The sequence below is a fragment of the Sphingomonas sp. 3-13AW genome, from assembly GCF_049311085.1.
GTDB lineage: Bacteria > Pseudomonadota > Alphaproteobacteria > Sphingomonadales > Sphingomonadaceae > Sphingomonas.
On sequence record NZ_JASNVZ010000013.1, the window covers coordinates 1 to 24,339 of the forward strand.

The 24,339-nt window shown below is 68.8% G+C and carries 27 protein-coding genes; 10 read left to right on the plus strand and 17 right to left on the minus strand.

The features are described from left to right. The first annotated feature begins 154 nt into the window (after window positions 1–154). From QP045_RS13785 to metW, 6 genes are read left to right on the plus strand one after another with little or no spacing between them, the layout of a single operon-like run. Window positions 155–1,213 (plus strand): ATP-dependent DNA ligase, encoded by a 1,059-nt coding sequence (locus QP045_RS13785; protein ID WP_422515570.1) that lies wholly within the window; start codon window positions 155–157, stop codon window positions 1,211–1,213. Between the two features lie 50 nt (window positions 1,214–1,263). Beyond that, on the plus strand, window positions 1,264–3,033 hold the full coding sequence (gene recQ, locus QP045_RS13790) for a DNA helicase RecQ (protein WP_422515571.1): 1,770 nt from the start codon (window positions 1,264–1,266) through the stop codon (window positions 3,031–3,033). Beyond that, window positions 3,030–3,455, plus strand: a complete 426-nt coding sequence (locus tag QP045_RS13795; RefSeq protein WP_422515572.1) for a TIGR01244 family sulfur transferase — start codon at window positions 3,030–3,032, stop codon at window positions 3,453–3,455. The genes recQ and QP045_RS13795 overlap by 4 nt, the downstream gene beginning before the upstream one ends. A 22-nt stretch (window positions 3,456–3,477) precedes the next feature. Beyond that, the gene (gene metX / locus QP045_RS13800; protein ID WP_422515573.1) at window positions 3,478–4,611 is read left to right on the plus strand and encodes a homoserine O-acetyltransferase MetX; all 1,134 of its coding nucleotides are present in this window, start codon (window positions 3,478–3,480) and stop codon (window positions 4,609–4,611) included. Beyond that, a complete protein-coding gene (locus QP045_RS13805) occupies window positions 4,608–5,030 on the plus strand; it encodes a GNAT family N-acetyltransferase (RefSeq protein WP_422515574.1) in 423 nt (140 codons plus the stop codon). Before metX ends, QP045_RS13805 begins: the two co-directional genes overlap by 4 nt. Then, window positions 5,027–5,617, plus strand: a complete 591-nt coding sequence (metW, locus tag QP045_RS13810; RefSeq protein ID WP_422515575.1) for a methionine biosynthesis protein MetW — start codon at window positions 5,027–5,029, stop codon at window positions 5,615–5,617. Before QP045_RS13805 ends, metW begins: the two co-directional genes overlap by 4 nt. 52 nt (window positions 5,618–5,669) lie before the next feature. Here metW and ssb read toward each other — a convergent pair whose 3' ends face one another. Further along, on the minus strand, window positions 5,670–6,236 hold the full coding sequence (ssb, locus tag QP045_RS13815; RefSeq protein ID WP_422515576.1) for a single-stranded DNA-binding protein: 567 nt from the start codon (window positions 6,234–6,236) through the stop codon (window positions 5,670–5,672). Between the two features lie 92 nt (window positions 6,237–6,328). Between ssb and QP045_RS13820 the strand changes: the two genes are divergently transcribed. Continuing rightward, window positions 6,329–6,514, plus strand: a complete 186-nt coding sequence (locus QP045_RS13820) for a DUF4169 family protein (RefSeq protein ID WP_422515577.1) — start codon at window positions 6,329–6,331, stop codon at window positions 6,512–6,514. On the opposite strand, the gene feoB is transcribed toward QP045_RS13820, so the two are convergent. The 15 genes from feoB to QP045_RS13895 form a co-directional block, all read right to left on the minus strand. Then, window positions 6,511–8,367 carry a ferrous iron transporter B gene (feoB, locus tag QP045_RS13825; RefSeq protein ID WP_422515578.1) on the minus strand — a complete coding sequence of 619 codons (1,857 nt, stop codon included), beginning with the start codon at window positions 8,365–8,367 and terminating at the stop codon, window positions 6,511–6,513. The two genes, QP045_RS13820 and feoB, sit on opposite strands and share 4 nt — an antisense overlap. An 18-nt stretch (window positions 8,368–8,385) precedes the next feature. Then, window positions 8,386–8,640: a FeoA family protein gene (locus QP045_RS13830; protein ID WP_422515579.1), complete on the minus strand. Its 255-nt coding sequence runs from the start codon at window positions 8,638–8,640 to the stop codon at window positions 8,386–8,388. A 47-nt stretch (window positions 8,641–8,687) separates the two neighbouring features. Beyond that, entirely contained in the window at window positions 8,688–9,356 is a 669-nt protein-coding gene (locus QP045_RS13835; RefSeq protein ID WP_422515580.1) for a COQ9 family protein, read from the minus strand. A gap of 18 nt (window positions 9,357–9,374) precedes the next feature. Next, window positions 9,375–10,286 carry a DMT family transporter gene (locus QP045_RS13840; protein ID WP_422515581.1) on the minus strand — a complete coding sequence of 304 codons (912 nt, stop codon included), beginning with the start codon at window positions 10,284–10,286 and terminating at the stop codon, window positions 9,375–9,377. Between the two features lie 21 nt (window positions 10,287–10,307). Further along, window positions 10,308–10,727: a 6,7-dimethyl-8-ribityllumazine synthase gene (ribH, locus tag QP045_RS13845; protein ID WP_422515582.1), complete on the minus strand. Its 420-nt coding sequence runs from the start codon at window positions 10,725–10,727 to the stop codon at window positions 10,308–10,310. Window position 10,728: 1 nt separating this feature from the next. Next, window positions 10,729–11,865, minus strand: a complete 1,137-nt coding sequence (gene ribB / locus QP045_RS13850) for a 3,4-dihydroxy-2-butanone-4-phosphate synthase (RefSeq protein ID WP_422515583.1) — start codon at window positions 11,863–11,865, stop codon at window positions 10,729–10,731. Beyond that, complete coding sequence (locus QP045_RS13855; RefSeq protein ID WP_422515584.1) at window positions 11,852–12,475, minus strand: riboflavin synthase; 624 nt, start codon at window positions 12,473–12,475, stop codon at window positions 11,852–11,854. Before QP045_RS13855 ends, ribB begins: the two co-directional genes overlap by 14 nt. A gap of 1 nt (window position 12,476) precedes the next feature. Next, window positions 12,477–13,430 (minus strand): bifunctional diaminohydroxyphosphoribosylaminopyrimidine deaminase/5-amino-6-(5-phosphoribosylamino)uracil reductase RibD, encoded by a 954-nt coding sequence (ribD, locus tag QP045_RS13860; protein WP_422515669.1) that lies wholly within the window; start codon window positions 13,428–13,430, stop codon window positions 12,477–12,479. 35 nt (window positions 13,431–13,465) lie between these two features. Then, on the minus strand, window positions 13,466–13,813 hold the full coding sequence (locus QP045_RS13865; RefSeq protein ID WP_422515585.1) for a hypothetical protein: 348 nt from the start codon (window positions 13,811–13,813) through the stop codon (window positions 13,466–13,468). Window positions 13,814–13,867: 54 nt separating this feature from the next. Continuing rightward, on the minus strand, window positions 13,868–14,551 hold the full coding sequence (locus QP045_RS13870) for a TonB family protein (protein WP_422515586.1): 684 nt from the start codon (window positions 14,549–14,551) through the stop codon (window positions 13,868–13,870). 102 nt (window positions 14,552–14,653) lie between these two features. Then, a complete protein-coding gene (locus tag QP045_RS13875) occupies window positions 14,654–15,991 on the minus strand; it encodes a glutamate--tRNA ligase (protein WP_422515587.1) in 1,338 nt (445 codons plus the stop codon). Between the two features lie 49 nt (window positions 15,992–16,040). Further along, window positions 16,041–16,820: a ThuA domain-containing protein gene (locus QP045_RS13880; RefSeq protein ID WP_422515588.1), complete on the minus strand. Its 780-nt coding sequence runs from the start codon at window positions 16,818–16,820 to the stop codon at window positions 16,041–16,043. 109 nt (window positions 16,821–16,929) lie between these two features. Beyond that, the gene (locus QP045_RS13885) at window positions 16,930–17,712 is read right to left on the minus strand and encodes a hypothetical protein (protein WP_422515589.1); all 783 of its coding nucleotides are present in this window, start codon (window positions 17,710–17,712) and stop codon (window positions 16,930–16,932) included. Between the two features lie 69 nt (window positions 17,713–17,781). Beyond that, window positions 17,782–18,069 (minus strand): hypothetical protein, encoded by a 288-nt coding sequence (locus QP045_RS13890; RefSeq protein ID WP_422515590.1) that lies wholly within the window; start codon window positions 18,067–18,069, stop codon window positions 17,782–17,784. 190 nt (window positions 18,070–18,259) lie between these two features. Continuing rightward, a complete protein-coding gene (locus QP045_RS13895) occupies window positions 18,260–18,889 on the minus strand; it encodes a hypothetical protein (RefSeq protein ID WP_422515591.1) in 630 nt (209 codons plus the stop codon). Window positions 18,890–19,135: 246 nt separating this feature from the next. Between QP045_RS13895 and QP045_RS13900 the strand changes: the two genes are divergently transcribed. From QP045_RS13900 to QP045_RS13910, 3 genes are read left to right on the plus strand one after another with little or no spacing between them, the layout of a single operon-like run. Continuing rightward, on the plus strand, window positions 19,136–20,608 hold the full coding sequence (locus tag QP045_RS13900; protein ID WP_422515592.1) for a cytochrome ubiquinol oxidase subunit I: 1,473 nt from the start codon (window positions 19,136–19,138) through the stop codon (window positions 20,606–20,608). A gap of 3 nt (window positions 20,609–20,611) precedes the next feature. Continuing rightward, entirely contained in the window at window positions 20,612–21,622 is a 1,011-nt protein-coding gene (cydB, locus tag QP045_RS13905; RefSeq protein ID WP_422515593.1) for a cytochrome d ubiquinol oxidase subunit II, read from the plus strand. Continuing rightward, entirely contained in the window at window positions 21,622–21,735 is a 114-nt protein-coding gene (locus tag QP045_RS13910; protein ID WP_422515594.1) for a DUF2474 domain-containing protein, read from the plus strand. The genes cydB and QP045_RS13910 overlap by 1 nt, the downstream gene beginning before the upstream one ends. A 107-nt stretch (window positions 21,736–21,842) precedes the next feature. On the opposite strand, the gene QP045_RS13915 is transcribed toward QP045_RS13910, so the two are convergent. Continuing rightward, window positions 21,843–24,203, minus strand: coding sequence for a hypothetical protein (locus QP045_RS13915; protein WP_422515595.1), 2,361 nt, complete (start codon window positions 24,201–24,203; stop codon window positions 21,843–21,845). Between the last annotated feature and the right edge of the window lie 136 nt (window positions 24,204–24,339).

The following is a 24,339-nucleotide window of genomic DNA, read 5'->3' on the forward strand; positions in this document are numbered from 1 at the left end:
GCCGCCCCCGCCACCGCCGCACGCCGACAGCAACGCCAGCACGCTCAACGCCACGCCACACCGCGAATGCTTCATGATTTGCCCCCGTTTCCCAACAGTGTAGCGGGCGACTTGGCGCGCACCAGTCTAAATCAGACCTCGTCTTGCACGATGCTTGGGCTCGGATCGCGCGCTGCTGCGTTGGCACTTCATGGCCGATCCCACGCCCCTGAAACCGATGGAAGCCAAACTCGCCGCCGAACTGCCGCAGGGCCCCGGCTGGCAGTTCGAACCCAAATGGGACGGCTTCCGCTGCCTCGCCGTCAAGCAGGGCGACACCGTCCTGCTCTGGTCCAAGTCGGGAAAGCCCCTCGCCCGCTATTTCCCCGAGGTGGAGGCCGTGCTGGCCGCACTCCCCGGCGACTTCGTCCTCGATGGTGAGCTGCTCATCCCGGTCGGCCCGACCTTGTCGTTCGGCGCGCTCCAGATGCGGCTCCACCCGGCCGAAAGCCGTATCCGCCGTCTCTCGGTCGAAACTCCGGCCCGCCTGATGCTGTTCGACTGCCTCGCCGCCGATGGCGAGACGCTCGCCGACCGCCCCCTGTCGGAACGCCGCGCCGCGCTGGAGCGCTTCCACGCCCGTTACCGGTCACAGGGGCTGCGGCTCTCCCCCGTCACCGACGATCCGTCCGTCGCCCGCCGCTGGCTCGGCGGCACCGGCGCCGCCCTAGACGGCGTCGTCGCCAAGCCGCTCGCCGAGCCCTATCGCGCCGGCGAGCGCGCGATGGTGAAGGTCAAGCGGATGCGCACCGCCGACTGCGTGGTCGGCGGCTTCCGCTACGCCACCGCCGCCCGCGAAGTCGGCTCGCTGTTGCTCGGCCTCTACGACGATGCCGGCCTTCTCCACCACGTCGGCTTCACCAGCGGCATCCCCGCCGCCGAACGCGCGGAGCTCGCCCAGCGGCTGGAGGCGCTGGTCGAGGGGCCCGGCTTCACCGGCGACGCGCCGGGCGGCCCCAGCCGCTGGTCGACCGATCGCTCCGCTCAATGGCAGCCGCTGCGTCCCGAACTGGTGGTGGAGGTGCGTTACGACCAGGTCACCGACCGCCGCTTCCGCCATGGCACCGCGCTCCTGCGCTGGCGTCCCGACAAGGCGCCCGACCAATGTACCTTCGCACAGATGGAGGAAGAGGCCCGGCCGGCGGTGGTCGAGGCGGCGATCGGCGGCGACTAAGGCATCCGTCAACCTCGACATGGCCCGACCCGGGCCGCTACAGCACCGCCATGCCCGCCGATCCCGTGTCCGTTCTTCAGTCGACCTTCGGCTTTCCTGCCTTTCGTGGTGTCCAGGGCCAGGTGGTCGAGCGGGTCCTCGGCGGCCAGCGCACGCTTGCCGTCATGCCGACCGGCGCCGGCAAGTCGCTCACCTACCAGCTTCCTTCCGTCATCCTAGACGGCACCTGCGTCGTCATCTCGCCCCTGATCGCGCTGATGCACGACCAGCTGCGCGCCGCGACCGCCGTCGGCATTCGCGCGGCGACGCTGACCTCGGTGGACGAGAACCGGCAGGAGACGCTCGCCCGCTTCCGCGCTGGCGAGCTGGACCTGCTCTACGTCGCTCCCGAACGTGCCTCCAGCGGCCACTTCCGCGACCTCCTCGCCCAGGCGCCGCTAAGCCTGTTCGCGATCGACGAGGCGCATTGCGTCAGCGAATGGGGCCATGACTTCCGCCCCGATTATCGCCTGCTGCGCCCGCTGTTCGACCAGTTCCCCGATGTGCCGCGGCTGGCGCTCACCGCCACCGCCGACGCCCACACCCGCGCCGATATTCTCGAACAGCTGGGAATTCCCGAAGAGGGGATGATCGTCGCCGGCTTCGACCGACCGAACATCCGCTACGCCATCACCCCGCGCGACAACACCACGCGGCAGATCGCCGACATCCTTGCCGAGCATCCCGGCCCCGGCATCGTCTATGCACCGACCCGCGCCGCGACCGAGCGGCTGGCCGCCGCACTGTCGACGCCCGACCGGGAGGTGCGCGCCTATCACGCCGGGCTGGACCCCGCGGTTCGCCAGCGCAACCAGGCCGATTTCGTCGCGAGCGAGGACATGGTGATGGTCGCGACCGTGGCCTTCGGCATGGGCATCGACAAGCCCGACGTGCGCTTCGTCGCCCATGCCGGCCTCCCCAAGTCGATCGAGGCCTATTACCAGGAAACCGGCCGCGCCGGCCGCGACGGGGATCCGGCGGTCGCGCACCTGTTCTGGGGCGCCGACGATTTCGCCCGCGCCCGCCAGCGCATCGGCGAGGTCGAGGCCGAGCGCCAGCCCGGCGAACGCGCGCGCCTCAATGCGCTCGGCGCACTGGTCGAGACCGCCGGCTGCCGCCGCGCGATCCTGCTCGCCCATTTCGGCGAGACCCCGCCGCAGGCGTGCGGCAATTGCGACAACTGCCTAAACCCGCCCGCCGCGATCGACGCGACCGAGACGGCGCGAAAGTTCCTCTCCGCCGTGTTCCGCACCGGCCAGATGTTCGGTGTCGGCTATATCGAGCAGGTGCTGCTGGGCCAGTCGACCGAACGCAGCATGACCAACGGGCATGAATCGCTGTCCGTCTGGGGCATCGTGAGCGGCGAAGAAGCGCACCTCCTCAAATCCGTCGCCCGTGCGTTGCTCCTGCGCGATGCCGTGCGCGCCAACCCGCATGGCGGGCTGGAATTCGGCCCCGGCGCACGCGGCCTGCTGAAGGGGGAGGCGACCCTGAAGCTCGTCCTCCCGCCCAAGCGCGAGCGTCGCCGTCGCGGCGCCGCCGGTGCCGCCCCCAACCCCATCGGCAATCCGCTGTTCGAGGCGCTGCGCCGCCGCCGCCGCGAACTGGCCGAAGAGGCGTCGGTGCCGCCCTATGTCATCTTCCACGACTCCGTCCTGCGCGACATGGCCACCATGCGTCCGGCGAACCGCGATGCGCTCGGCCGCATCACCGGCGTTGGCGCGCGCAAGCTGGAGGCGTATGGCGACGCCTTTCTCCAGGTCATCCGCGAGGCAGCATGATCCGCACCATCGACAGCAAGATATCCGTCGCCCCCCAGATCGATCCGGCCCAGCTGCCGGACATCGCCGCTGCCGGGTTCGTCGCGATCATCAACAATCGCCCCGATGACGAGGAGCCGGGCCAGCCGTCCGGGGCCGCGATCCAGGCTGCGGCGGAAGCGGCCGGCCTCGCCTACACCGCCATTCCCGTAACCCATGCCGGCTTCGGCCACGGCCAGCTCGATGCGATGCGCGCCGCGCTGGATGCCGCGGACGGCCCGGTGCTCGCCTTTTGCCGCTCGGGCACGCGCTCGTGCAACCTCTGGGCATTGGCCGAGGCCAAGGCCGGCGGCGATCCAACCGAGCTGGTCGAAAAGGCGGAGGGCGCCGGCTACGACCTTTCGGGCATCCGCCCGACCCTGGACGCGCTGAGCGGCCGTTGACCCAGCGGGCCTGATCACCGCCATGCCCGACGAACGCTTCGGCTTGCGCCGCCGCGCGCTGCTCCCCGGCCCGCTGCCGCTCGACGGCGGCGCGACCCTGGCCGCGGTCGAGATCGGCTATGAGACCTATGGCACGCTGTCGCCCGCGGCCGACAATGCGGTGCTGGTCTGCCACGCGCTGACCGGCGACCAGTATCTCGCCTCCGACCATCCCATCACCGGCAAGCCGGGCTGGTGGACGCGCATGGTCGGGCGGGGCAAGCCGATCGACACGGATCGCTGGTTCGTGATCTGCTCCAACGTGCTCGGCAGCTGCATGGGCTCTTCGGGGCCGGCCTCGATCGATCCGGTGACGGGCGAGCAATGGGGCATGGCCTTTCCGGTCATCACCATCCGCGACATGGTGCGGGCGCAGGCGCTGCTGCTCGACCATCTCGGCGTCGACCGGCTTGCCGCAGTCGTCGGCGGCTCGATGGGCGGCATGCAGGCCTTGTCCTGGGCGGCCACCTATCCCGAACGGGTCGAGGCCGCGGTGGTGATCGCCGCGACCGCGCGCCACTCCGCCCAGAACATCGCCTTCCACGAAGTCGGTCGCCAGGCGATCATGGCCGACCCGAAATGGCGGAATGGCGCCTATTACGAGAGCGGCGACCCGCCCGCCGCCGGCCTCGCCGTGGCGCGCATGGCCGCGCACATCACCTATCTGTCGGAGGCCGGTCTCACCGCCAAGTTCGGCCGCCGCCTCCAGGCGCGCCCAGATGGGCAGGCTGGCGCCAAGACCTTCGGCTTCGACGCCGACTTCCAGGTCGAAAGCTATCTGCGCCATCAGGGCCTGGCCTTCACTGACCGGTTCGACGCCAACTCCTACCTCTACATCACCCGCGCGCTCGATTATTTCGATCTCGCCGAGGAGCATGGCGGCATGCTCGCCAATGCCTTCCGCGACACCGCCACCCGCTTCTGCATCGTCAGCTTCGACACCGACTGGCTCTATCCCACCGCAGAATCGAGGGTGATGGTGCAGGCACTCAACGCCGCCGGCGCCCGCGCGAGCTTCGTCGAGCTTTCGAGCCCGTTCGGCCACGACGCTTTCCTGCTCGATTCGCCGGAACTCGACCGGGTGGTGCGCGGCTTCCTCACCTGGGGACGGGCATGATCGACCTCTCTACCGACAAGTCCCGCCTGCAGATCGACCGCATCCACGGCTGGCTCGCCTCCACCTACTGGTCCCCGGGCGTCGCCCGCGACCTGGTCGAGCGCGCGATCGCCGGCTCGACCTGCGTCGGCGCCTATCGTGATGGCGTGCAGATCGGCTTTGCCCGCGCCATCACCGACGGCGCGACCTTTGCCTGGCTCGCGGACGTGTTCGTCGAGGACTCGGCGCGCGGCGCCGGCGTCGGCCGTGCGATGGTGTCGCACCTGCTGGCACTGCCCGACCTTGCCGGCCTGCGCCGCTGGATGCTCGCCACCCGCGACGCGCACGACCTCTACGCCCGGCTGGGCTTCGCGCCGCTCGACAAGGTTGCGGACTATATGGTGCGGCGCCCCGGCCCAGCCCCGGAGGTCGCGGCATGACGACGCTCCGCCCCGACCTTGCCGTGATCGCCGCCAATGTGGCGGAGGGCGCGCGCGTGCTCGACGTGGGCTGCGGAGACGGCGCGCTGATGGCCGCACTGCGCGACAGCCGCCACGTCGACGCGCGCGGGCTTGAGATCGACCCCGGCAACGTCGCCGCCGCGGTCGCGCGCGGCCTGTCGGTGGTGCAGGGCGATGCCGATACCGACCTCGCCGGCTATCCCGACGCCAGCTTCGACTATGCAATCCTCAGCCAGACGCTGCAGACGACGATGCGCCCGCATGTGGTGCTCGATCATCTGCTGCGGATCGGCCAGCGCGCGTTCGTGTCCTTCCCCAACTTCGCCCATTGGCGCGTACGGGCGTCGCTGCTGTGGGGCGGACGGATGCCGGTCACCCGCCTACTGCCGGTGCCGTGGTACGAGACGCCGAACATCCACCACGTCACCATCGACGACTTCCGCGCCTTTGTGAAAGCGCGCGGCATCACCGTCGAGGAAGCCTGGTTCCTGAAGGGCGACCGCCGCACCAGTGCCGCCGCCGCCAACTTCCGCGCCGAACACGCGGTCTTCCTGCTCCGGCGCTAGGCACAAAAAAGGGGCCCCAAGGGCCCCTTTTCCGCTTGTCGCTCGCCATCGCTTAGAACGGCACGTCGTCGTCCAGGTCGTCGCCGAAGCCGCCGCCAAAGGCACCGCCGCCGCTCGCTGCACCGCCGGTGCGCGCACCGCCGCCGCTACGCCCGCCGCCGCTGTTGAAGCCGCCGCCGCGACCGCCCGAGCCGCCGCCGAAATCTTCGCCGCCGCCGAAGTCGTCGGCACCGCGGCTACCGCCGCCGCCGCCACCCTGGCCGCCGCCCGGACCGTCGAGCATGGTCAGCACCGAGTTGAAGCCCTGCAGGACGATCTCGGTCGAATATTTGTCCTGGCCGTTCTGGTCCTGCCACTTGCGGGTCTGCAGCTGGCCCTCGATGTAGACCTTGCTGCCCTTGCGCAGGAAGCGCTCGGCGACGTTCGCCAGGCCCTCGTTGAAGATCGCGACCGAGTGCCACTCGGTCTTTTCCTTCTTTTCGCCCGTGTTGCGGTCCTTCCACGACTCGGACGTGGCGATGCGCAGGTTCACCACCTTGCCGCCGTTCTGGAAGCTGCGGGATTCGGGGTCGCGCCCCAGGTTGCCGACCAGAATGACCTTGTTGACGCTGCCGGCCATGATGTCTCCATTATTCTTGAAATTGCGGGCGCGCGGGCATTGGTCGCGGGGCGATGTATGCCCGCTGGCGCGGGTGCGCTAGACTAGGCGGCATGGCAGAGATCATCAACCTGAACCGCGCGCGCAAGGACCGCGCTCGCGCTGAAAAAGCGGCACAGGCCGATGCCAATCGCCACCGCTTCGGCCGGACCAAGGCGGAAAAACGCGCCGAGACAGAAGATCAGAAGCGCGTGGAGCGGACGCTCGACGGTGCCCGCCGCGACGATTCTGCCGACTAGAGCCCCAGGGCCACGGCGCTCCAATAGGTGATGCCCGCCGCCACATAGGCGAGCGCGAACAAATAGCCGAGCATCAGCCCCGGCACCCGCCAGCCATTGGTCTCCCGCCGCACCACCGCGATCGTCGACAGGCACTGCGGCGCGAACACGAACCAGGCGAGGAAGGCGAGCGCGGTCGGCAGGCTCCACCGACCGGACAGTCGCCCGCCCAGTTCCTGCGCGCCCTGCTCCTCGTCCGCCGCATCGATGGCATAGACGGTCTGCAGCGCCGACACCGCGACTTCGCGCGCCGCCATCGCCGGGATCACCGCCAGCGACATTTCGTGGTTGAAGCCGATCGGCCGCAGCACGACTTCCAGCCCGGACGCGATCCGCCCGGCCGCCGAATATTCGCTCTGCTTCACGCCTTCGGGTGCGACCGGATAGGAGGCCAGCAGCCACAGCGCGACCGTGACTGCCATGATGGTCGTGCCCGCCCGGCGCAGGAACACATAGGCGCGGTGCCATACCCCCAGCAGCACGTCGCGCAACGACGGCATCTGGTAGCGTGGCATCTCCATCATGAAGCCGCCGCCGCTCCCCTTGGCCAGGGTCCGCCGCAGCACAAAGGCCGCCGCCACTGCGCCGACGATGCCGGCAAGATAGAGTGCGAACAGCACCAGCCCCTGCAGCCCGACGCCCGGCAGCACCTGCCGCGCCGGAATGAAGGCACCGATGATCAGCGCATAGACCGGAAGCCGCGCCGAACAGGTCATCAGCGGGGCGATCAGGATGGTGGTCAGCCGCTCCTTGGGGTCGTCGATCGCCCGGGTCGCCATGATGCCGGGAATGGCGCAGGCGAAGGAGGACAGGAGCGGGATGAACGCACGGCCCGAAAGGCCCACGCTCGCCATCAGCCGGTCCATCAGGAAGGCCGCGCGGACCATGTAGCCCGATGCCTCCAGCACCAGGATGAACAGGAACAGGATCAGGATCTGCGGCAGGAACACCACGACCGAACCCACGCCGTTGATGATGCCCTCGACCAACAGGTCGCGCAGGAAATTCTGGGGCAGGGTCGCAACCGCCGTGTCGGCCAGCCAGCCCTGCAGGTCCTCGATCCACCCGATCGGTGCTTCCGACCAGCTGAACACCGCCTGGAACATCACGAACATCAGCGTGAGCAGGATGATCGGCCCGAAGACGGGGTGCAGCGCGATCCGGTCGAGCGAGCGGGTAAGGGCGCGTGCGCGCGGCTGCTCGGTGATCGCGACTCCGGCGACCCGACGCGCTTCGCGCTGGAAATGGCGGATGTCGGCATCGAAGGTGTCGAGCGGCGGCGGCAGTGTCGCCGGCGCACCGGCAAGCACCTCCGCTAGCGCCTCGCGCAGTGCGTCAAGCCCGCGCTTGCGGACGGCCACCGTCGGCACGACCGGGCAGCCGATTTCGGCAGCAAGCGCATCCAGGTCAAACTTCAGCCCGTCGCGCTCGGCCATGTCGACCATGTTGAGCGCGACCAGCATCGGCCGCCCCAGCGCCTTCAGCTGCAACACGAAGCGGAGATGATTGTCGAGGTTGGTGGCATCGGCCACCACCACCAGCACGTCGGGAAGCCGTTCGCCCTGCTGGCGGCCGAGCACCACGTCGCGGGTCACCGCCTCGTCGGGGCTCGACGGATCGAGGCTGTAGGTCCCGGGCAGATCGACCAGCTCGATCGGGCGGCCGTCGGGCAGCGCCATGCGCCCGGAATGGCGCTCGACGGTAACGCCGGGGTAGTTGCCGACCTTCTGGCGCGCGCCGGTCAGCGCATTGAACAGGGCACTCTTGCCGGCGTTCGGGTTGCCGACGAGCGCGACCAGCGGTGGGTGATTCATGTTCTTGTCCGAAACGCCTCAGTCGGCTGGGGTAACGCGGATCGCGGCGGCGACATGGGGACGCAGCGCCACCATCATCCGCCCGATCCGGCATGCAACCGGCCCGCCGCCCAGCCAGGCGCGATGCAGCAGTTCGATCTCAACCCCCTCGTCCACGCCGAATTCGCGCAGGCGACGCGCCTCACTGGGCTGCAGCGCGTCCCAATCCACTCCAGCAATCCGCGCATGCTGGTGATGGGGCAGGTGGGAGAGGCTGGCGGCGGGGGAAAGCATTGCGAGTGATTATCAATAGTTGTCGCGGAATGCCAGCTTTTTCGGCTTCAGACCGCGGGATAGCGCAGCCGGCCGATGAAGCGGGACAGGCTCAGCCGGTTCTCCCCGGATGCCCGTCCGACCAGCTTTGCCTTGGCCTTTTCGAACTGCATGATGTTGTCGATCCGGCGCGACAGGAACGCGCGCGTGTCGCTCCAGCCCTCGCTCTCGTCGTCCAGGAACACGGTGATGGTGGTGCCATAGACCGCGCCGAGCGTCGCCCGCTTGGTATAGTGATTATAGTCGGTGGCCGTGTCCCCGGCGAGCCGCCACATCAGGTCGACCGTGCGCCACCCCAGCCGCGCCGCCCGCGCGAGGTTCTGCGGCATCGCCAGAATCGCCAGCGCCCGGCGCAGCGCCTCGCGATGATGCGCGACCGCCCTGAGTCGCGCCTCGACCAGCGCCGTGATCCGCTGGCGGATCTTCATCGCGGCAAGCCGATCGGCTGGCAGCTGCTCCATCATCACCCGGTCGACGTGCGCGAACCACGCGTCGATCATTTCCAGCGTATCCGGCATCGCGGCGCGGGCGACATCGGGATCGATGCCCAGCTGCTCGGCGGCCATGGTCACCGCGGCCGGCGACCAGCCGTCGAACGCGGCGTTCGCGGCCACCACCGGCGCAAGCGCGGCGCGCAGTTCGTCCAGCGTGGCGTCTTCGAATGATGCGGTCGCCATCGCGGCCTCCTCCAGATGTCAGGCCACCGATCTAGTCTGCCCACCGGCAGGTGCAACCTTCGGCTCGCGTCGCACCAGCACCAGCGCGGCGGCGACCAGCACCGCGCCGATCAGGTCGGGCACGCCCGGACGCTCGCCATAGGCGGCCCAGCCGATGGCGCCCGCGACGATCGGCTGGAGCAGCAGCGTGATCCCGATCACCAGCGGCGAGAGGCGGCCGAGCGCAAAGATGATCAGCCCCTGGCCGAACACCTGGCTGACCAGCGCCAGGGCAATCAGCGGGGCCCAGCCGGCCGCGCCCGAGGGCACCAGCCGCTCGCCCAGTACGATCGCCAGGATCAGCAGCGGCACCGCGGTGGCGGCTCCCGATAGTCCCAGCGCCGTCATCGGCGGCACCACCGCGCGCACCCGCGCCATGCTGATGAAATAGACCGCGTAGGCGACCCCCGCGAACAGCGCGAGCAGGTCGCCGACCAGATGGCCAGGCGACAGCTCCGCCGACTGGCCCAGCAACATGCCGCCCCCGACCATCGCCAGCATCAGCGCCGCCGCCTGGGGCCAGTTGGGCCAGGTGCGTGCGACCAGGAAGCCATAGACCGGATAGATCAGCGTCGCCGAATTGCCGAACAACGTCGCATTGGCGAGTGTCGTGCTGAGGATGCTGACGTTCCACGTCGCGAGGTCGGCAGCAAAGGCCAGCCCCGCCACCAGCAGCACCGGCCAGAAGCGGATGCCCCGGCGCAGCGCGCCCGGATTGGCGATCATCGACCAGACCAGCAACGCCGGTATCGCCAGCGCGAGCCGCCAGAAGCCGGTGGCGACCGGCCCGGTCTCGGCCAGCCGCACCAGCCACGGACCCGTTGCCAGCGTCAGGTTGGCGACCACCGCCGCCGCCAGGCCCAGGCGCGATCCGCGGCCTTCCGACGTCATCGGTTCAACCGCGGTGCGGGGTCAGGCGAAGCGCTGGCGCAGTGCCAGCATGGCGAGCGCCGCCTTGGCGGCTTCCCCGCCCTTGTCCTTGTCGTTGCGATCGGCGCGGGCCAGCGCCTGCGCCTCGTTCTCGACGGTCAGGATGCCGTTGCCGATCGGCAGGCCGTCCATCGCCAGCGCCATCAGGCCCCGCGCGCTTTCGTTGGCGACGATCTCGAAATGATAAGTCTCGCCGCGGATCACCACGCCCAGCCCGACATAGGCGTCGAACTGGCCGGTCTCGGCCGCCATCGCGACGGCGCCGGGGATCTCCAGCGCGCCCGGCACGGTGATGATCTCGTAATCCTGCCCGGCCTCCTGCAGCGCGGTACGCGCGCCGTCGAGAAGCAGGTCGTTGAGGTGGTCGTAGAAGCGCGCTTCGACGATCAAGATGCGGGCCATGTCAGCGCTCCGTGTCGATGGGATGCTCGCCGACGATCGACAGGCCATAGCCTTCGAGTCCGACCAGCGTGTGATGGGTGTTGGTGAGCAGCACCATTTCGGCGACGCCCAGTTCGTTCAGGATCATCGCCCCTACGCCATAGTCGCGCAGCTGCTCCATGTCGGCGGGCTTCAGTTCGCCGGTACGCGCCTGCATGGCGACGGTGAACTGGTCCAGCCGCGGCTTGTTGATCACGACGATCACGCCCGACCCTTCCTCGCCGATGATCTCCATCGACCGGCTGAGCAGATCGGCGCGATGCCCGGTCTCGCCAAAGATGTCGGCAAAGGGCGACAGCGCGTGCATGCGCACCAGCGTCGGCTTGGCGGGATCGATGCGCCCCTTCACCAGCGCGACCTGCTCGCTGCCGGTCGCCTTGTTCCAGAAGGTCATCGCCGTCCACTCGCCGCCCCAGCGGCTGGTGAAGCGGCTTTCCGCGCGTTTCTCCACCAGATGGTCGTGGCGACGGCGATAGGCGATCAGATCCCGGATGGTGCCGATCTTAAGGCCGTGGAGCTGCGCAAAGCCGATCAGGTCGTCCAGCCGCGACATGGTGCCATCGTCGTTCATGATCTCGCAGATCACGCCCGCGGGGTTGAGGCCGGCAAGCCGCGCGACGTCCACCGCCGCCTCGGTATGGCCGGCGCGCACCAGCACGCCGCCGTCGCGCGCGATCAGCGGAAACACATGGCCCGGCGTGACGATGTCGTCCTTGCCCTTCGTGGCATCGACCGCGACCGCAATGGTGCGCGCACGATCGGCGGCCGAAATGCCGGTGCTGACCCCTTCCTTCGCCTCGATCGAGACAGTGAAGGCGGTCTCGTGCCGCGTGCCGTTGTTGCGGCTCATCAGCTCCAGGCCGAGTTCCTCGACCCGCGGCTTCGACAGCGCCAGGCAGACGAGGCCACGGCCGTGCGTCACCATGAAGTTGATCTTTTCCGGCGTCGCCATCTGCGCCGGGATCACCAGGTCGCCTTCATTCTCCCGGTCCTCGTCGTCGACCAGGATGAACATGCGCCCGTTGCGCGCCTCGTCGATGATCTCCTCGGGAGTGGAGAGGAAACCGGGTTGAAGGCGGGCGGGTTCAGGCAGCGCCATGCTGCGTCCTTTCACGATAGCGCTCCATGCGCTGGAGATAGCGGGCGAGCACGTCGATCTCGAGGTTGACGGCCTGGCCCTCGGCAATGTCGGCAAAGGTGGTGACCTCTGCCGTGTGGGGAATGATGTTGAGGCCGAAGCGCGTGCAACGCGGCCCGTCCTCGACGCTGTTGACGGTCAGCGAGACGCCGTCGACCGTCACGGAGCCCTTGGCGGCCAGATAGGGCGCGATCTCGGGTCCGGTCTCGATGGTGACGCGGTGCGACCCGCCTTCCTGCGTGACCTCGACCACTTCGCCCAGGCCGTCGACATGGCCGGTGACGATGTGCCCGCCCAGTTCGTCGCCCAGCTTGAGCGCGCGTTCCAGGTTCAGGCGGCGGCCGGCGGTCCACTGGTCGCGCGCGGTGCGCGACACCGTCTCGCCCGACACGTCGACCGCGAACCAGCCCGGCCCCTTGTCGACCACGGTCAGGCACACGCCCGAACAGGCGATCGACGCGCCCAGGTCGACGGTCCCGGTGTCATAGCGGGTGGCGATGCGGACGCGCAGGTCGCCCGTCTGCTCGACGGCCTCAATGGTGCCGATGTCGGTGACGATTCCGGTAAACATATCAATCTCGCTCGCGCTCGTAGACTTCGAGCCGGTCGCTGCCAAGCGAACGCGCCTCGACAAACCGCCATCGGCCATGGGCCTCGGCCAGGCTGGACAGGCCGATGTCGCCCACCGCTGGCTTTCCCGCCCCGATCACGATCGGGGCGCGATAAAAGAGCATCCGGTCGACCAGGTCGGCGGCCAGGAATGCGGCAGCGGCGCCGGCGCCGCCCTCCACCAGCAGATGGTCGACGTCCTGCAACGCGCCCAGCTCCGCAAGGTCGCGCACCGCTTCCCAGCCCTCGGGCGCCGCGCCGTGCGTCAGCAGCAGCCGCCGGGGGCTGCGATGTTCCAGGCCGGGCAGCCGCACGTCCAGACGCGGCGCATCCGCTTCATAGGTGCCTCGCCCGACCAGGATCGCCTCGTGACGGGCCCGTTCGCGGTGGACGTCGGCGCGCGCCTCGGGCCCGGTGATCCAGCGGCTCTCTCCGGAAGGCAGCGCGATGCGCCCGTCGAGCGAGGTCGCCAGCTTCAGCGTCACATGCGGCCGCCCGGAGCGAAGCCGCGTGAGGAACCCGGCCATGCTGCGCTGCGCCTCCACGGCACACACGCCCTCTTCCACGACGATCCCCGCATCTCTCAGCCGGGCGATGCCGGTGCCGTTGGTGCGCGGATCGGGGTCGGTCAGCGCCACCACCACGCGCCGGGGTGCCGCCGCGACGATCAGGTCCGCGCACGCCGGCCCACGGGGGGAGACATGGGCGCACGGTTCGAGCGTCACGTAGATCGTCGCATCGCGCGCTGCCTCGCCCGCCTCGGCCAGCGCCATCGCCTCGGCGTGCGGGCGTCCACCGGGCTGGGTCCAGCCCTGACCGACCAGCCGGCCGTCCGCCGCCACGATCACGCAGCCTACGTTGGGATTGGGCGCGGTCTCGCCGCGGCTGCGCTCGGCGAGCACCAGCGCGGCATCCATCCAGCGCGCGTCCACGACAGAGGCGGACGCCGGGGTCAAAGGCCCCAGGCGGTCATGCCGTCGTCGAGCTTCTTGAATTCCGCCTGGATGCGGGCGCGACGCTTCTCGAGCTCGGCCAGTTCTTTCTGCCGCTTGGCCTCGTCGATCTTCTGCTGCGCGCGAATCTCTTCGTCGGTGCGATCCAGCCGCCAGTCCTGCACGTAAATGATCTCGCGCTTATAGGGCCGCTCGAAATGCGAATCATGGACGAACGCCCAGATCCAGAGGCCCGTCATCGTGATCGCGAGCGCCAGGAACGCCCATTGGTGCGGTCGCTTGTACGACAGGAACTCGCGCAGGTCGCGATAGGCGCGCAGGGGCGAAAGGTGGCGCAGGATCTTCATTCGGGTTCCAGATAGGCGCAGGGGCGCGATGCGACCAGCCCCTGCGCCGCTTGGTCAGCCTTCCATTTCGAAACGTACCGTCATCACGTGCCAGCTTTCGACGGGAACGCCGTCGCGCGTGGCCGGGCGAAACCGCCAGCGGGAGAGTGCCTGCTTGCGCGTCGCCTCCAGAAAGGCATCGCTGGTCGCGCGCACCGGCTCGACCGCAAGGACGCGCCCGTCGGTGCCGATCCGCACCCGCACCGTGACGATGCCGTTGCGGTCGGCGCGTCGCTCGACCGGGGGGTAGGCCGGCTGGAACCCATCCATGTAGCGCGGGTCCGGCTGGGCGCCGACCAGCACCGGCAGTGGCTTCGGAGGATCGACCGGGACGGTCGTGCCGGTCCCACCCGGCACCCCGGACGGCTGCGGCGGCGTGATCGGCAGCGTCGAGTCGCTCGCGATGACCGGGCGATCCGGCTGCGGCAGGGCGACGACCGGCTTTTCGAGGAAGGGCAGCGCCTGCGGGGGTGGCTGGACCGTCTTTTCCACCGGCTTGGGCTGCGGCTCCGGCTCGATCTTGGGCGGAACCGGCGGCAGCGGGATGGCGGTCGTGTTCAGCACCGGGTCCTCGTAGCGGACTATGGCGACCGATCCGGCCAGCACCATCGCGGCTAACAGGCCGCCATTGATCGCCAGGGCAGCGCCCAGGCTGGCGGGGTGGAAGCGGCGTTCGGAAGCAAAGCGATCTGCGTACATCGGCTTCTCCTCGTTCGACCCTGAAAGGGCCGAGACAAGCGATGGTACATCATATCACGACATTGGCAATGGCCGCCGCATTTTCAGACGCTGCCGCTTCCGTCAGGCTGCCGCCGCGCGCAGCCGTGCGATGGCGTGTTCGCGCCCGATCAGCGGCAGCAGCGCCGCCATGTCCGGGCCATGTTCCCGCCCGGTGAGCGCCAGCCGCAGCGGCAGGAACAGCGCCCGTCCCTTGCGCCCGGTCGCCTGCTTCAGCGCGCCGGTCAGCGCCGCCCAGACGCCATCGGCCCAGTCAATCGACTCGGCCACCCCGGCCGCCTCGGCGACAAAGGCCCGGTCCTCGTCCGACAATTCCGGTTTCGCGATCGGGCCGGTGACCACCTGCCACCAGTCCGCCGCTTCCGCGACCGTGGACAGGTTGGCGCGAATCGCCTCCCAGCCGGCGCGGTCCATCCCCTCGGGCAATTCCGCCCTTACCCGCTCCCAGTCGAGCTGGTGGACGATCCGCGCGTTCAGCGCCTGCAACTCCGCCTCCTCGAAGCGGGCCGGGGCGCGGCCGAAGCGGGCAAAGTCGAAGCCGGCGATCAACGGCGCGCGATCGACCAGAGGCTCGACCGGGTCGCTCGTGCCCAGCCGTGCCAGCATCGCCACCACCGCCTCGGGCTCGATTCCCATCGCGCGGAACTCGTCGACGCCGGTGGCGCCCAGCCGCTTCGACAGCTTGCCCTCCGCACTCGTCAGCAGCGCGACATGCGCGAACTCGGGCAGCCCGGCGCCCAGGCTCTCGAACATCTGGATCTGGCTCGCGGTATTGGAGACATGGTCCTCGCCGCGGATCACCGTCGTCACACCCATGTCGATGTCGTCGATCACCGACGGCAGCAGGTACAGCCAGCTGCCGTCCGCGCGCCGCACCACCGGATCGCTCAGCCGTGCCGCCTCGAACCGCTGCTCGCCGCGCACCAGGTCGTGCCAGCCGATCGGCGCGTCATGGTCCAGGCGAAAGCGCCAGTGCGGGCGCCGGCCCTCGGCTTCCAGCCGCGCCCGGTCCGCCTCGGTCAGCGCAAGCGCCGCGCGGTCGTACACCGGCGGCAGCCCCCGCCCCAGCAGCACCTTGCGCCTAAGGCCCAGTTCCTCGGGCGTCTCATAGGCGGGATAGACCCGCCCGGCGGCGACCAGCTCGGCAAAGCGCGCCTCATAGCGATCGAAGCGCGCCGACTGGCGCTCCTCGCCCGCGGTATCGATCCCCAGCCAGGTAAGGTCCGCGCGGATCGCGTCGACGAACCGCTCCTCCGATCGCGCCGCATCGGTATCGTCAATGCGCAGCAGCAGCTGGCCGCCCTTCGCCTTGGCATAGAGCCAGTTGATCAGCGCCGCGCGCAGATTGCCGAGGTGCAGCCGGCCGGTGGGGCTCGGCGCGAAGCGGGTGATAACGGTCATGGCCGGAGCCTGTAGAGCGAATCGGCCGCCGGTGGAATTGGCTGGACGCTCAGCGCCCGCCGGTCCCCACCTGCCCCATGCCGGTCGCCGTCCAATAGATGCCGCCCAGCAGGTGCTGCAAATAGCGCTCGTCGCGGTACATCTCGGCCCGGTGGCCCAGCAGCGTCACGAACACGCGGCCCCGCTCGACCCGATGGTGCCAGGCTTCGGGATGGTGCGGGCCCATCCGGCGGCTGACCTGCCCGGGCCAGGTCAGGGTCGGATCATAGCTCGACTCGTCCACTTCCAGCACGGGGTTCACCTTCACCCCGTACGGATTCTCCATCACATAGAACTCGTCGCTCCAGATCCAGCGGTCCGGAATGCCGAAGGTGGCGGGGAACCCCTTGTCCACGACGGTGACCACGCCGGTCTGAATCTTGGGATGGTTGATGAACCCGCGGCCGACCAGCTTCTCATACCAGGGCCAGGCTCCTTTCGGCACGATCGCCGACCGGTGCACGACCATCGCGTTGCCGCCGCCGCGCATATAGGCTTCGAACCGGGCGCGCTGCGCGGCCGTGAACTCCGCGGCCGGCGTGTTCAGCAACACCACCGCCGCATAGGAGCTGAGATCGCCGTCGAAGACACCGGCGTCGGTTGACCAGGTCAGCCCGATCGCATGCAGCCGCGCGAGCCGCTCCAGGTTCTCGCGGGCGATCGGGATATATTCATAATGATAGGTGCTGGGCGGCGCGACCACGAGCAGCTTGAACTGGTCCTCCGCCAGCGCCGGCGCCGGCGCGAGCCCCAGGCTGAGTGCAGCAAGCACCCGGATAATGGTCGTCATCGCGCGCCTCCCCGATTGCGGTCGCGGTCGTTCTACCGGACCGGGGGGACGGGGCGAGTACGACCTTTGTCGGGCTTCCCGCGGCAATCCCGCGGATCGCCACGCCCGGCTATCGGAGGGAGGCGGTCCCTAGCTCATGTGCCCGCAGCCGGGGGAAGACCTCTTCCAGCGACTTGGTGTCGGGCAGGACATAGACATAGCCGCCCTTCTTATCGAACTGGGGCCGCAGGTATTTGGCATAGAAGGCCTTGGGCACGTTGATGCAGCCAAAGGTGACGCGGTTGTCGTCCGGCGTCGCCGACAGCATCCGCTCGCGGCGCCGCTCCTTCTTGGCGGCATCCGGCGGAATCGTGTGCATCGCGACCGAGGTGGCATAATCCACCCACAGGATCCGTTCCTTTTTGTACGGGATGCCGAACTTCGCCAGGAAGCGCCCGGCCGGCGTCGTCTTTTCGGCGGGGCCAAGCTCCGACAGCGACTTCGAGCCGACTTCCGGGGTCGCGTCATCGCCCGGGGCGATGCCGATCAGGACCGGCACCTGTTCCAGCTGCTCGCCGGTGGTGTCAAAGAACAGCAGCGTCGCGTTCTTCTTGTCGATGATCGCATAGGGCAAGCCATTGTTGTCGCCGGTGGCGGCAACCCAGTCGGCGACGCGCATCGCCTCCTCGGAACGGACGGTGCCGTCCCCTTCCTCGGCAGCGGGCGGCGCCTTTTCAGCAGGCGCCTTCTTGGCCACCGCTTTCTTGGCAGGGGCCTTCTTGGCCGGAGCCTTTTTGGCCGCAGCCTTTTTAGCCGGTGCTTTTTGGGGCGTCACAGGGCTCAGCGGGCGCGCAACGACAGAGGCCGAGGTCACCAGCGCGATCCCGGCTAGCACCCGGAGAAGAAATGTCATGGAGTCAGGATATCCGAAATCCGGCCGCCCCCCAAGGGGGACAGCCGGATAGGGTTAGAGGAAGGAAGATCAGTGACGCGGGCGCTTCGGCTGCATCTCCTGCGCCTGGAGCCGCTGCTCGACACCATCCACGCGACCGTTGATCTGGTCGATCCGCTGGCCGTTTGCCTGCGCTTCGGCCAGTGCCGCCTTGGCGGTGCCGTCGGTCTCCTGCAGGCGCGCTTCCAGCGTGTCGACGCGCTGGCTTACGGGCGCGATCTGATCGCGCACGTACGACTTGGTCGCGCAGCCACTGAGCCCAACAGCGCCCACCAGAACGAGCATTGCGGGAGCGAGTTTCGAGGCAGAAAGTGACATCGTGGTTCTTTCGATCGTTGATACGCCGGAACAACCAAGCTGAGCGATGAAAGTTCAACAATCCCGCCTGTGATCGGATGTGCTTCTTATCAGATCAACCGAGACTGTTGCGTCCATTCAACACTTTCCTGAACATGTGTTCATCTACATGAACGGCTGTTCATCTTACGTACGTAGAATCCCTAATCCCTCATCTCTTGGACTTGCGGCCTGAGTTGCCTGCAAACGGATCGACGGGGATGCCGTCACGCTTTTCCTTGGGTGCCGCCGCCGCCGGCTTTCTACGCTGGGCCTCTACGCAGCGGCGCAGCTCGGCAACGGCGTTGCCGCTGCCCGCCAGGCTCAGCCGCTCTACGGGAACGTCTCCGCGAAAAATGTTCAGCGTCGTGGATGCCGCGAAATTCGCCGGGAACTTCGATCCGAAGTTCGTCACGAACCCCTGCTTGCCCCCGGATGCGATCCCGACGGCGAAATGCTTGGGGAAGCTGGCGTTCGAAAGGCGGAAGGTCAGCTCCAGCCGCTCCTTCGGCTTGATCGACCAGTTGCTGTTGAGGACGGTCAGATGGTTGGTGCCATCGGTCTCCAGCCCGAGTAGCAGCGTCGTCTGCCCGGTCCGGTCATACTCGCGCGTCACAAAACAGCCCTTGCCGTCCTTGCTCGCCGCCACCGTCCAGCCGCCGATGTCGCGCGTCGCATAGTCGCCCGCCATCGCCTGCGATCCAGCGAACGCCCCCAGCAACAGGCTGCACGCGGCAAGCGCCGGACGCAGGGAGCTCCCGGCCTTGGGTGCGGGTTCGATCGGTCCTCTCGGCGTTGCCATGCGCATCCTTCTCCAACGCGGGTTGCCGGCAGCGATGCCGCCGTTCCGGCAGGTCGCTGCCATAGCCGCTTCGCGGCTCCCCTTTGAAGACCCGGGGGCGCGTACCGGTTCCGCATCGCCCGCCAGGGGCGTCCCTCGCGGCCCGGATACGTACTCTCCCGAAGGGTGGCGGTGGCCGCAGGGTGGTACCGGGCTGTACGCCCGCTTTTCCATCAAGGCTTCGCGCGGGCTCGGGAGGAACAGTCGATGTCCGGCTCGCTTGACGCCCTGATGCTCGCGCGGGCCCAGTTCGCCTTCACCGTGAGCTTCCACTTCATCTTCCCCGCCTTCTCGATCGGGCTGGCAAGCTTTCTTGCGGTGCTGGAGGGACTGTGGCTGCGCACCGGCCGCGAAGTCTATCTCGACCTGTTCCGCTTCTGGCTGAAGATCTTTGCGATCGCCTTTGCGATGGGCGTCGTCTCCGGCATCGTCATGTCCTATCAGTTCGGCACCAACTGGGCCGTCTTCTCGGACAAGGCGGGGCCCGTCATCGGCCCGATGATGGCCTATGAGGTGCTGACCGCCTTCTTCCTCGAGGCCGGGTTCCTCGGCGTGATGCTGTTCGGCATGCAAAAGGTTGGCCGCACCCTCCATTTCATCGCCACGCTGATGGTCGCGCTCGGCACGCTGATCTCGGCGATCTGGATCATCGCCGTGAACAGCTGGATGCAGACCCCCGTCGGATATGAAGTGAACGAGGTCGGCCAATACGTTCCCGGGCCCGACTGGCTGCCGATCATCTTCAACCCCAGCTTCCCCTATCGCCTGGTCCACACGGTGCTGGCGGCCTATCTCACCACCGCGTTCGTGGTCGGCGCCGTCGGCGCCTGGCAGCTGCTCAAGCAGCGCAGGGGCCGCGACACCGCCCGCCACTCCGGGGGCGACCCGGCCGAATTCGTGGCGAGTGCCCCCCGCTCGGGAGAGGCCGCGCGCACAATGCTGTCGATGGCGATGTGGATGGCCGTGATCGTCGCGCCGATCCAGATCTTTGCGGGCGACCTCCACGGCCTCAACACCCTTGAGCACCAGCCGGCAAAGGTGATGGCGATGGAAGGCCATTACCAAAGCTATCCAGACGGCGCGCCGCTCATCCTGTTCGGCATCCCCAACAGCGCCGAGAAGCGCGTCGATTATGCGATCGAGGTGCCCAAGGCGTCTTCGCTGATCCTCAAGCACAGCCTCGACGCGCCGCTCGCCGGACTGAACACGATTCCAGAGGATGAACAGCCGCCGGTCGGCACGGTGTTCTGGGCCTTCCGGATCATGGTCACGATCGGCCTCTTGATGCTCGGGATTGGCCTGTGGAGCCTGTACGCGCGGTTCCGCCACCGGCTGTACGACTGGCCGGCGCTGCACAAGGCGGCGGTGGTGATGGGGCCGTCCGGCTTCGTCGCGGTGATCGCCGGCTGGTTCACGACCGAGGTCGGGCGCCAGCCCTATACGATCTATCGCCTGCTCACGACCGCCGACAGCGTATCGCCGCTCGCCGCACCCGCGGTCGCGGCATCGCTGATCGCGTTCGTGATCGTCTATTTCGCCGTCTTCGGCTTTGGCACCTGGTACATCCTGCGCCTGATGAACAAGGGCGTGCAGATCCACGAGCCGCAGCCCACCCAGAACTCCGGCCCGGTCCGTACCGCGGGCATCACCCCGGGGCCCACCCAGCTGTCAGGAGCCTGAGCGATGGGCGTCAACGTCGATCTCACGATTGTCTGGGCGTTCATCATCGCCTTTGCCGTGTTCGCCTATGTCGTGATGGACGGTTTCGACCTCGGCATCGGCATCCTATTCCCCGCCTTCGGCGTCGGGCGGGAACGGGATCAGGCGATGAACGCGATCGCGCCCGTGTGGGACGGGAACGAGACCTGGCTGGTGCTGGGCGGGGGCGGGCTGCTGGCCGCCTTCCCGCTCGCCTATGGCGTGGTGATGACGGCGCTCTACCCGCCCATCATCGCCATGCTCCTGGGCCTCGTCTTTCGCGGCGTCGCGTTCGAGGCACGCTGGCGCGATCCCGCCCATCGCCGGGGTTGGGACATTGCCTTCACCGGCGGGTCGTTCGTCGCCGCCTTTGCGCAAGGTGTGACGCTGGGCGCGCTGCTTCAGGGGGTCAGCGTCGCCGACCGCGCCTATGCCGGCGGCTGGCTGGACTGGCTCAGCCCGTTCACGCTGCTGACCGGCATCAGCGTCGTGTGCGGCTATGCGCTGCTGGGCGCGACATGGCTGATCTGGAAGACCGAAGGCGCGACCCAGGAACATGCCTATCGCCTAGCACCCCGGTTCTTCGTGGCGACGCTGGTCGCGATCGTCCTCGTGAGTCTCGCAACGCTCGGCCTTGATGCGGAATACCGGCACAAGTGGCTGGACCGGCCGGCGATCTTCATCACCTCCCAGGTGCCGCTGTTGAGCGCGATCCTCGCCTTTGCCTTCTACCGCGCGCTCAAGCGCCGGCGTGAGGCGATGCCCTTCTTCCTGGCGCTGGGGCTGTTCCTGATGAGCTTCATCGGCCTGGGCATCAGCATGTTCCCCTATGTCGTGCCAGAGGCGATCACCATCTGGGAGGCGGCCGCGCCCGAACGCAGCCAGGTGTTCATGCTCATCGGCGCCGGCATCCTGGTTCCCATCATCCTCGCCTACACCGCCTGGGCCTATTGGGTGTTCCGCGGCAAGGTGGGGACAGAGGGCTATCACGGGTGATGCAACAGGCGCCCCTCTGGCAGCGGCTCGGCTGGATGGCGCTGATCTGGGCGGCAAGCGTCGCGGTGCTGGGCGTGGTCGCCTCGGCAATCCGCTGGTGGCTCGCGCCATGAAGTCCGGCCCGCCGGGGACGCGGACCGGGTGCGGCCGGAGAAGCTGCGGCTCCCCCGGCGCACGGCACTAGCGGGGCGGGTCGGCCATGCCCCCGCCCCGCCCGTCGTTACTTGGCGACGCTCGCCACGGCAGCGCGGTCGTCCCGCAACCGCAGGTGCAGCGGCATGGCCTTGGGCACCGCCAGGCTCGTGCCGGTGAAGCCCTGCGGCACGTTGACCGGCTGGGCAAAGCCCGCGTCCGCGGCCACCGCCTCCAGCAGGAACAGGTCGCTGCCGTTGAGCGAACACCGCTCCTGCCCGTCCGCGCAGGTGACGCCCGCAATCCGCGGCAACCGCACCAGCGTGCCGAGCGGCGCCCAGGGGCCGATCGATTCGCCCTGCACCACCCGATAGCGCAGCGGCCCATAGGCGGACCCGCCGAGCCCCTCGGCAGGGGCAAGGCTCGCGATCGCGATTGTCGCGTCCTGCAGCTTCACGGGCAGCATCGTGGTCGCGCGTCCGTCTTCGGTGGCGATCTCCACCCGCTCGGTGCCGGTGAAGCGGGACGAACCCTCGGCCTTCAGCGCAAAGGTGATCCGCGCATCATTGGGGATCACGGTATCGCCCTCGATGCGGATCGGCATGGCGTCCGTCGCGGCGCCGCGGGTGACGGTGCGACTCACCACCGTCGCCATCGGCCGCTGCGCCTCGACCGTGCCGTCGATCGACAGGCTGCGTCCGTCCGCCAGCACCGCTCTGGCCTGGAACGGCTGGCCGGCCGCCGGCGTCGCCACCGGTGCGGCCGCGCGCAGCACCAGCCGGTCGGCCTTGCCCTCGCGGCCAAGGTCCGCGGGCTCGAACACCGCGTCGCCGATGGACAGGCGCGTCACCTTCTCCAGCCGCGCGCCATAGAGCGTCGCCTCGGCATCGCCGGCATGGAAGCGCAGGCGGTCGATGCGGCTCGCCTCGGCCAGCGCCGCGATCGCGATGCTTTCCGGCTGGGCCACCCCCTGCTGCTCGACCAGCAGCGTCATCTTGCCGGGCTTCGCCTTGGCGAGCGGCAGGGTGGCGGCGATGCTGCCGTCGCCCGCGGCCTTCCACGCCACGTCCTGCACGCCGCCCGATGCGTCGCGCAGCGACACGCGGGAGACGCAGGCGGCGGCGCCGCCCTCCAGCGTCAGCGCATTGTCGCGGCCGACGACCACGCCTGCGCCCTCACCCGCGATGCGCCATCCGCCCTTGGGCGGCTGCAGGCGGAAGCTCGGCCCCTCCAGCGGCGCAAAGCCCCAGTTGCCGTGCAGCTGGGCCTCGACCGGGCCCTTTTGCTGCGCCAGCAGATGGGCCGCGACGACATAGCCGCCGCGCAGCGCATCGGCGCGCGCGGGCAGGTCGACGGTGGCGCCATTCGCGCCCTTCAGCCGCAGCGCCATCGCATGGGCATAGTCGGTGGCATAGGCGAGCGGCGCGCCCGTCACCGGCAGCACCAGGTCGCCGGCCGGCGCGCACAGGGTCTGGTCCCCCGCGGCGCGCAGCAGCGGCGGGTCGACCGGCCGGACCGGCGGCAGGCCGACGACCATCACCGACTTGGGGCTGGCAAAGGAAGGCGCCGTGTTGAGCAGCAGCGCGGCGCGCTCGTCCTTCAGCTGAGAAACCGCCGGGATATAGGTGAAGCGCGTTGTCTGGAACGCGCCGAACAGCCGCGCGACGTCGCGCACCACGCCGATATAGGGGCTGTAATAGCCGTACCCGCCCTCGGGCGTGGCGGCGATCTGCAGCGCCAGGTCGGTCGGCGCCCCGACCAGCGTCTCGGCGAGCGAGGTGCGGGTGCCGTCGGTCAGCAGCAGCGTATTCTCGCTCTGCCCCATGCAGGCGGCGCGCTGCTCGATCGGCTGCTGCAGGCACTCGTCGCGCACCTTGATCGAAAGGCTGCGGGTCAGCTGCTCGGTGCGCGCGGGAATCTCGGCCGGACGGTTGCGCTCGGCATCCTGGATGCCGTCCAGGAACAGCTCCAGCCGGGCCCGGTCGCGCGACGCCTGGTTCAGCTCGATCGAGGCGCGCACAAAGGCGCCGGGCTGGCGCCGCACCGTGTCGACCACCGCGTCGAAGCCGCCGCCCGTTTCGGGCACCACGAACAACACCAGCTGCTCCGCGCCCTTGGGCACTTCCAGGTCCAGGCTGCCCTTCTTGCGGTCCCAGCTTTCGGCCTTGAAGAACCAGCGCTTGGGCGGCGGGTTGGTGGCACCGCGCAGGAAGGCGGCGACCAGCAGGTAGCGCACGCCCTGGCTCTCGGGCAGCTCGGCCGCGATGCGGATGCGATCGCCCTCCGCAATGCTCGGCACCTTGGCGATCGGCAGGGTGACGCTGCCGCGCGTCACCGACATCCGCAGCGCCGGGCCGGGCAGGTCGAACTGCTGGCTCTCGCCCTGTGCCACCGCCGGCAGCATCATCGCTGCCGCCGCCAGAAACGCTCCGATCCGCTGGAATCTCATGCGTAACGCCACTCCCGATGATGCTGGGTCCACCGCCGTGCCGACGGCCCATGTCGATTTTGAGGCAAGGGCGGTATTCAATTGGGCGCCCTCGCCCTCGCATCCCTCTTTCACTAAACTGTCACCGTGCCTAAGG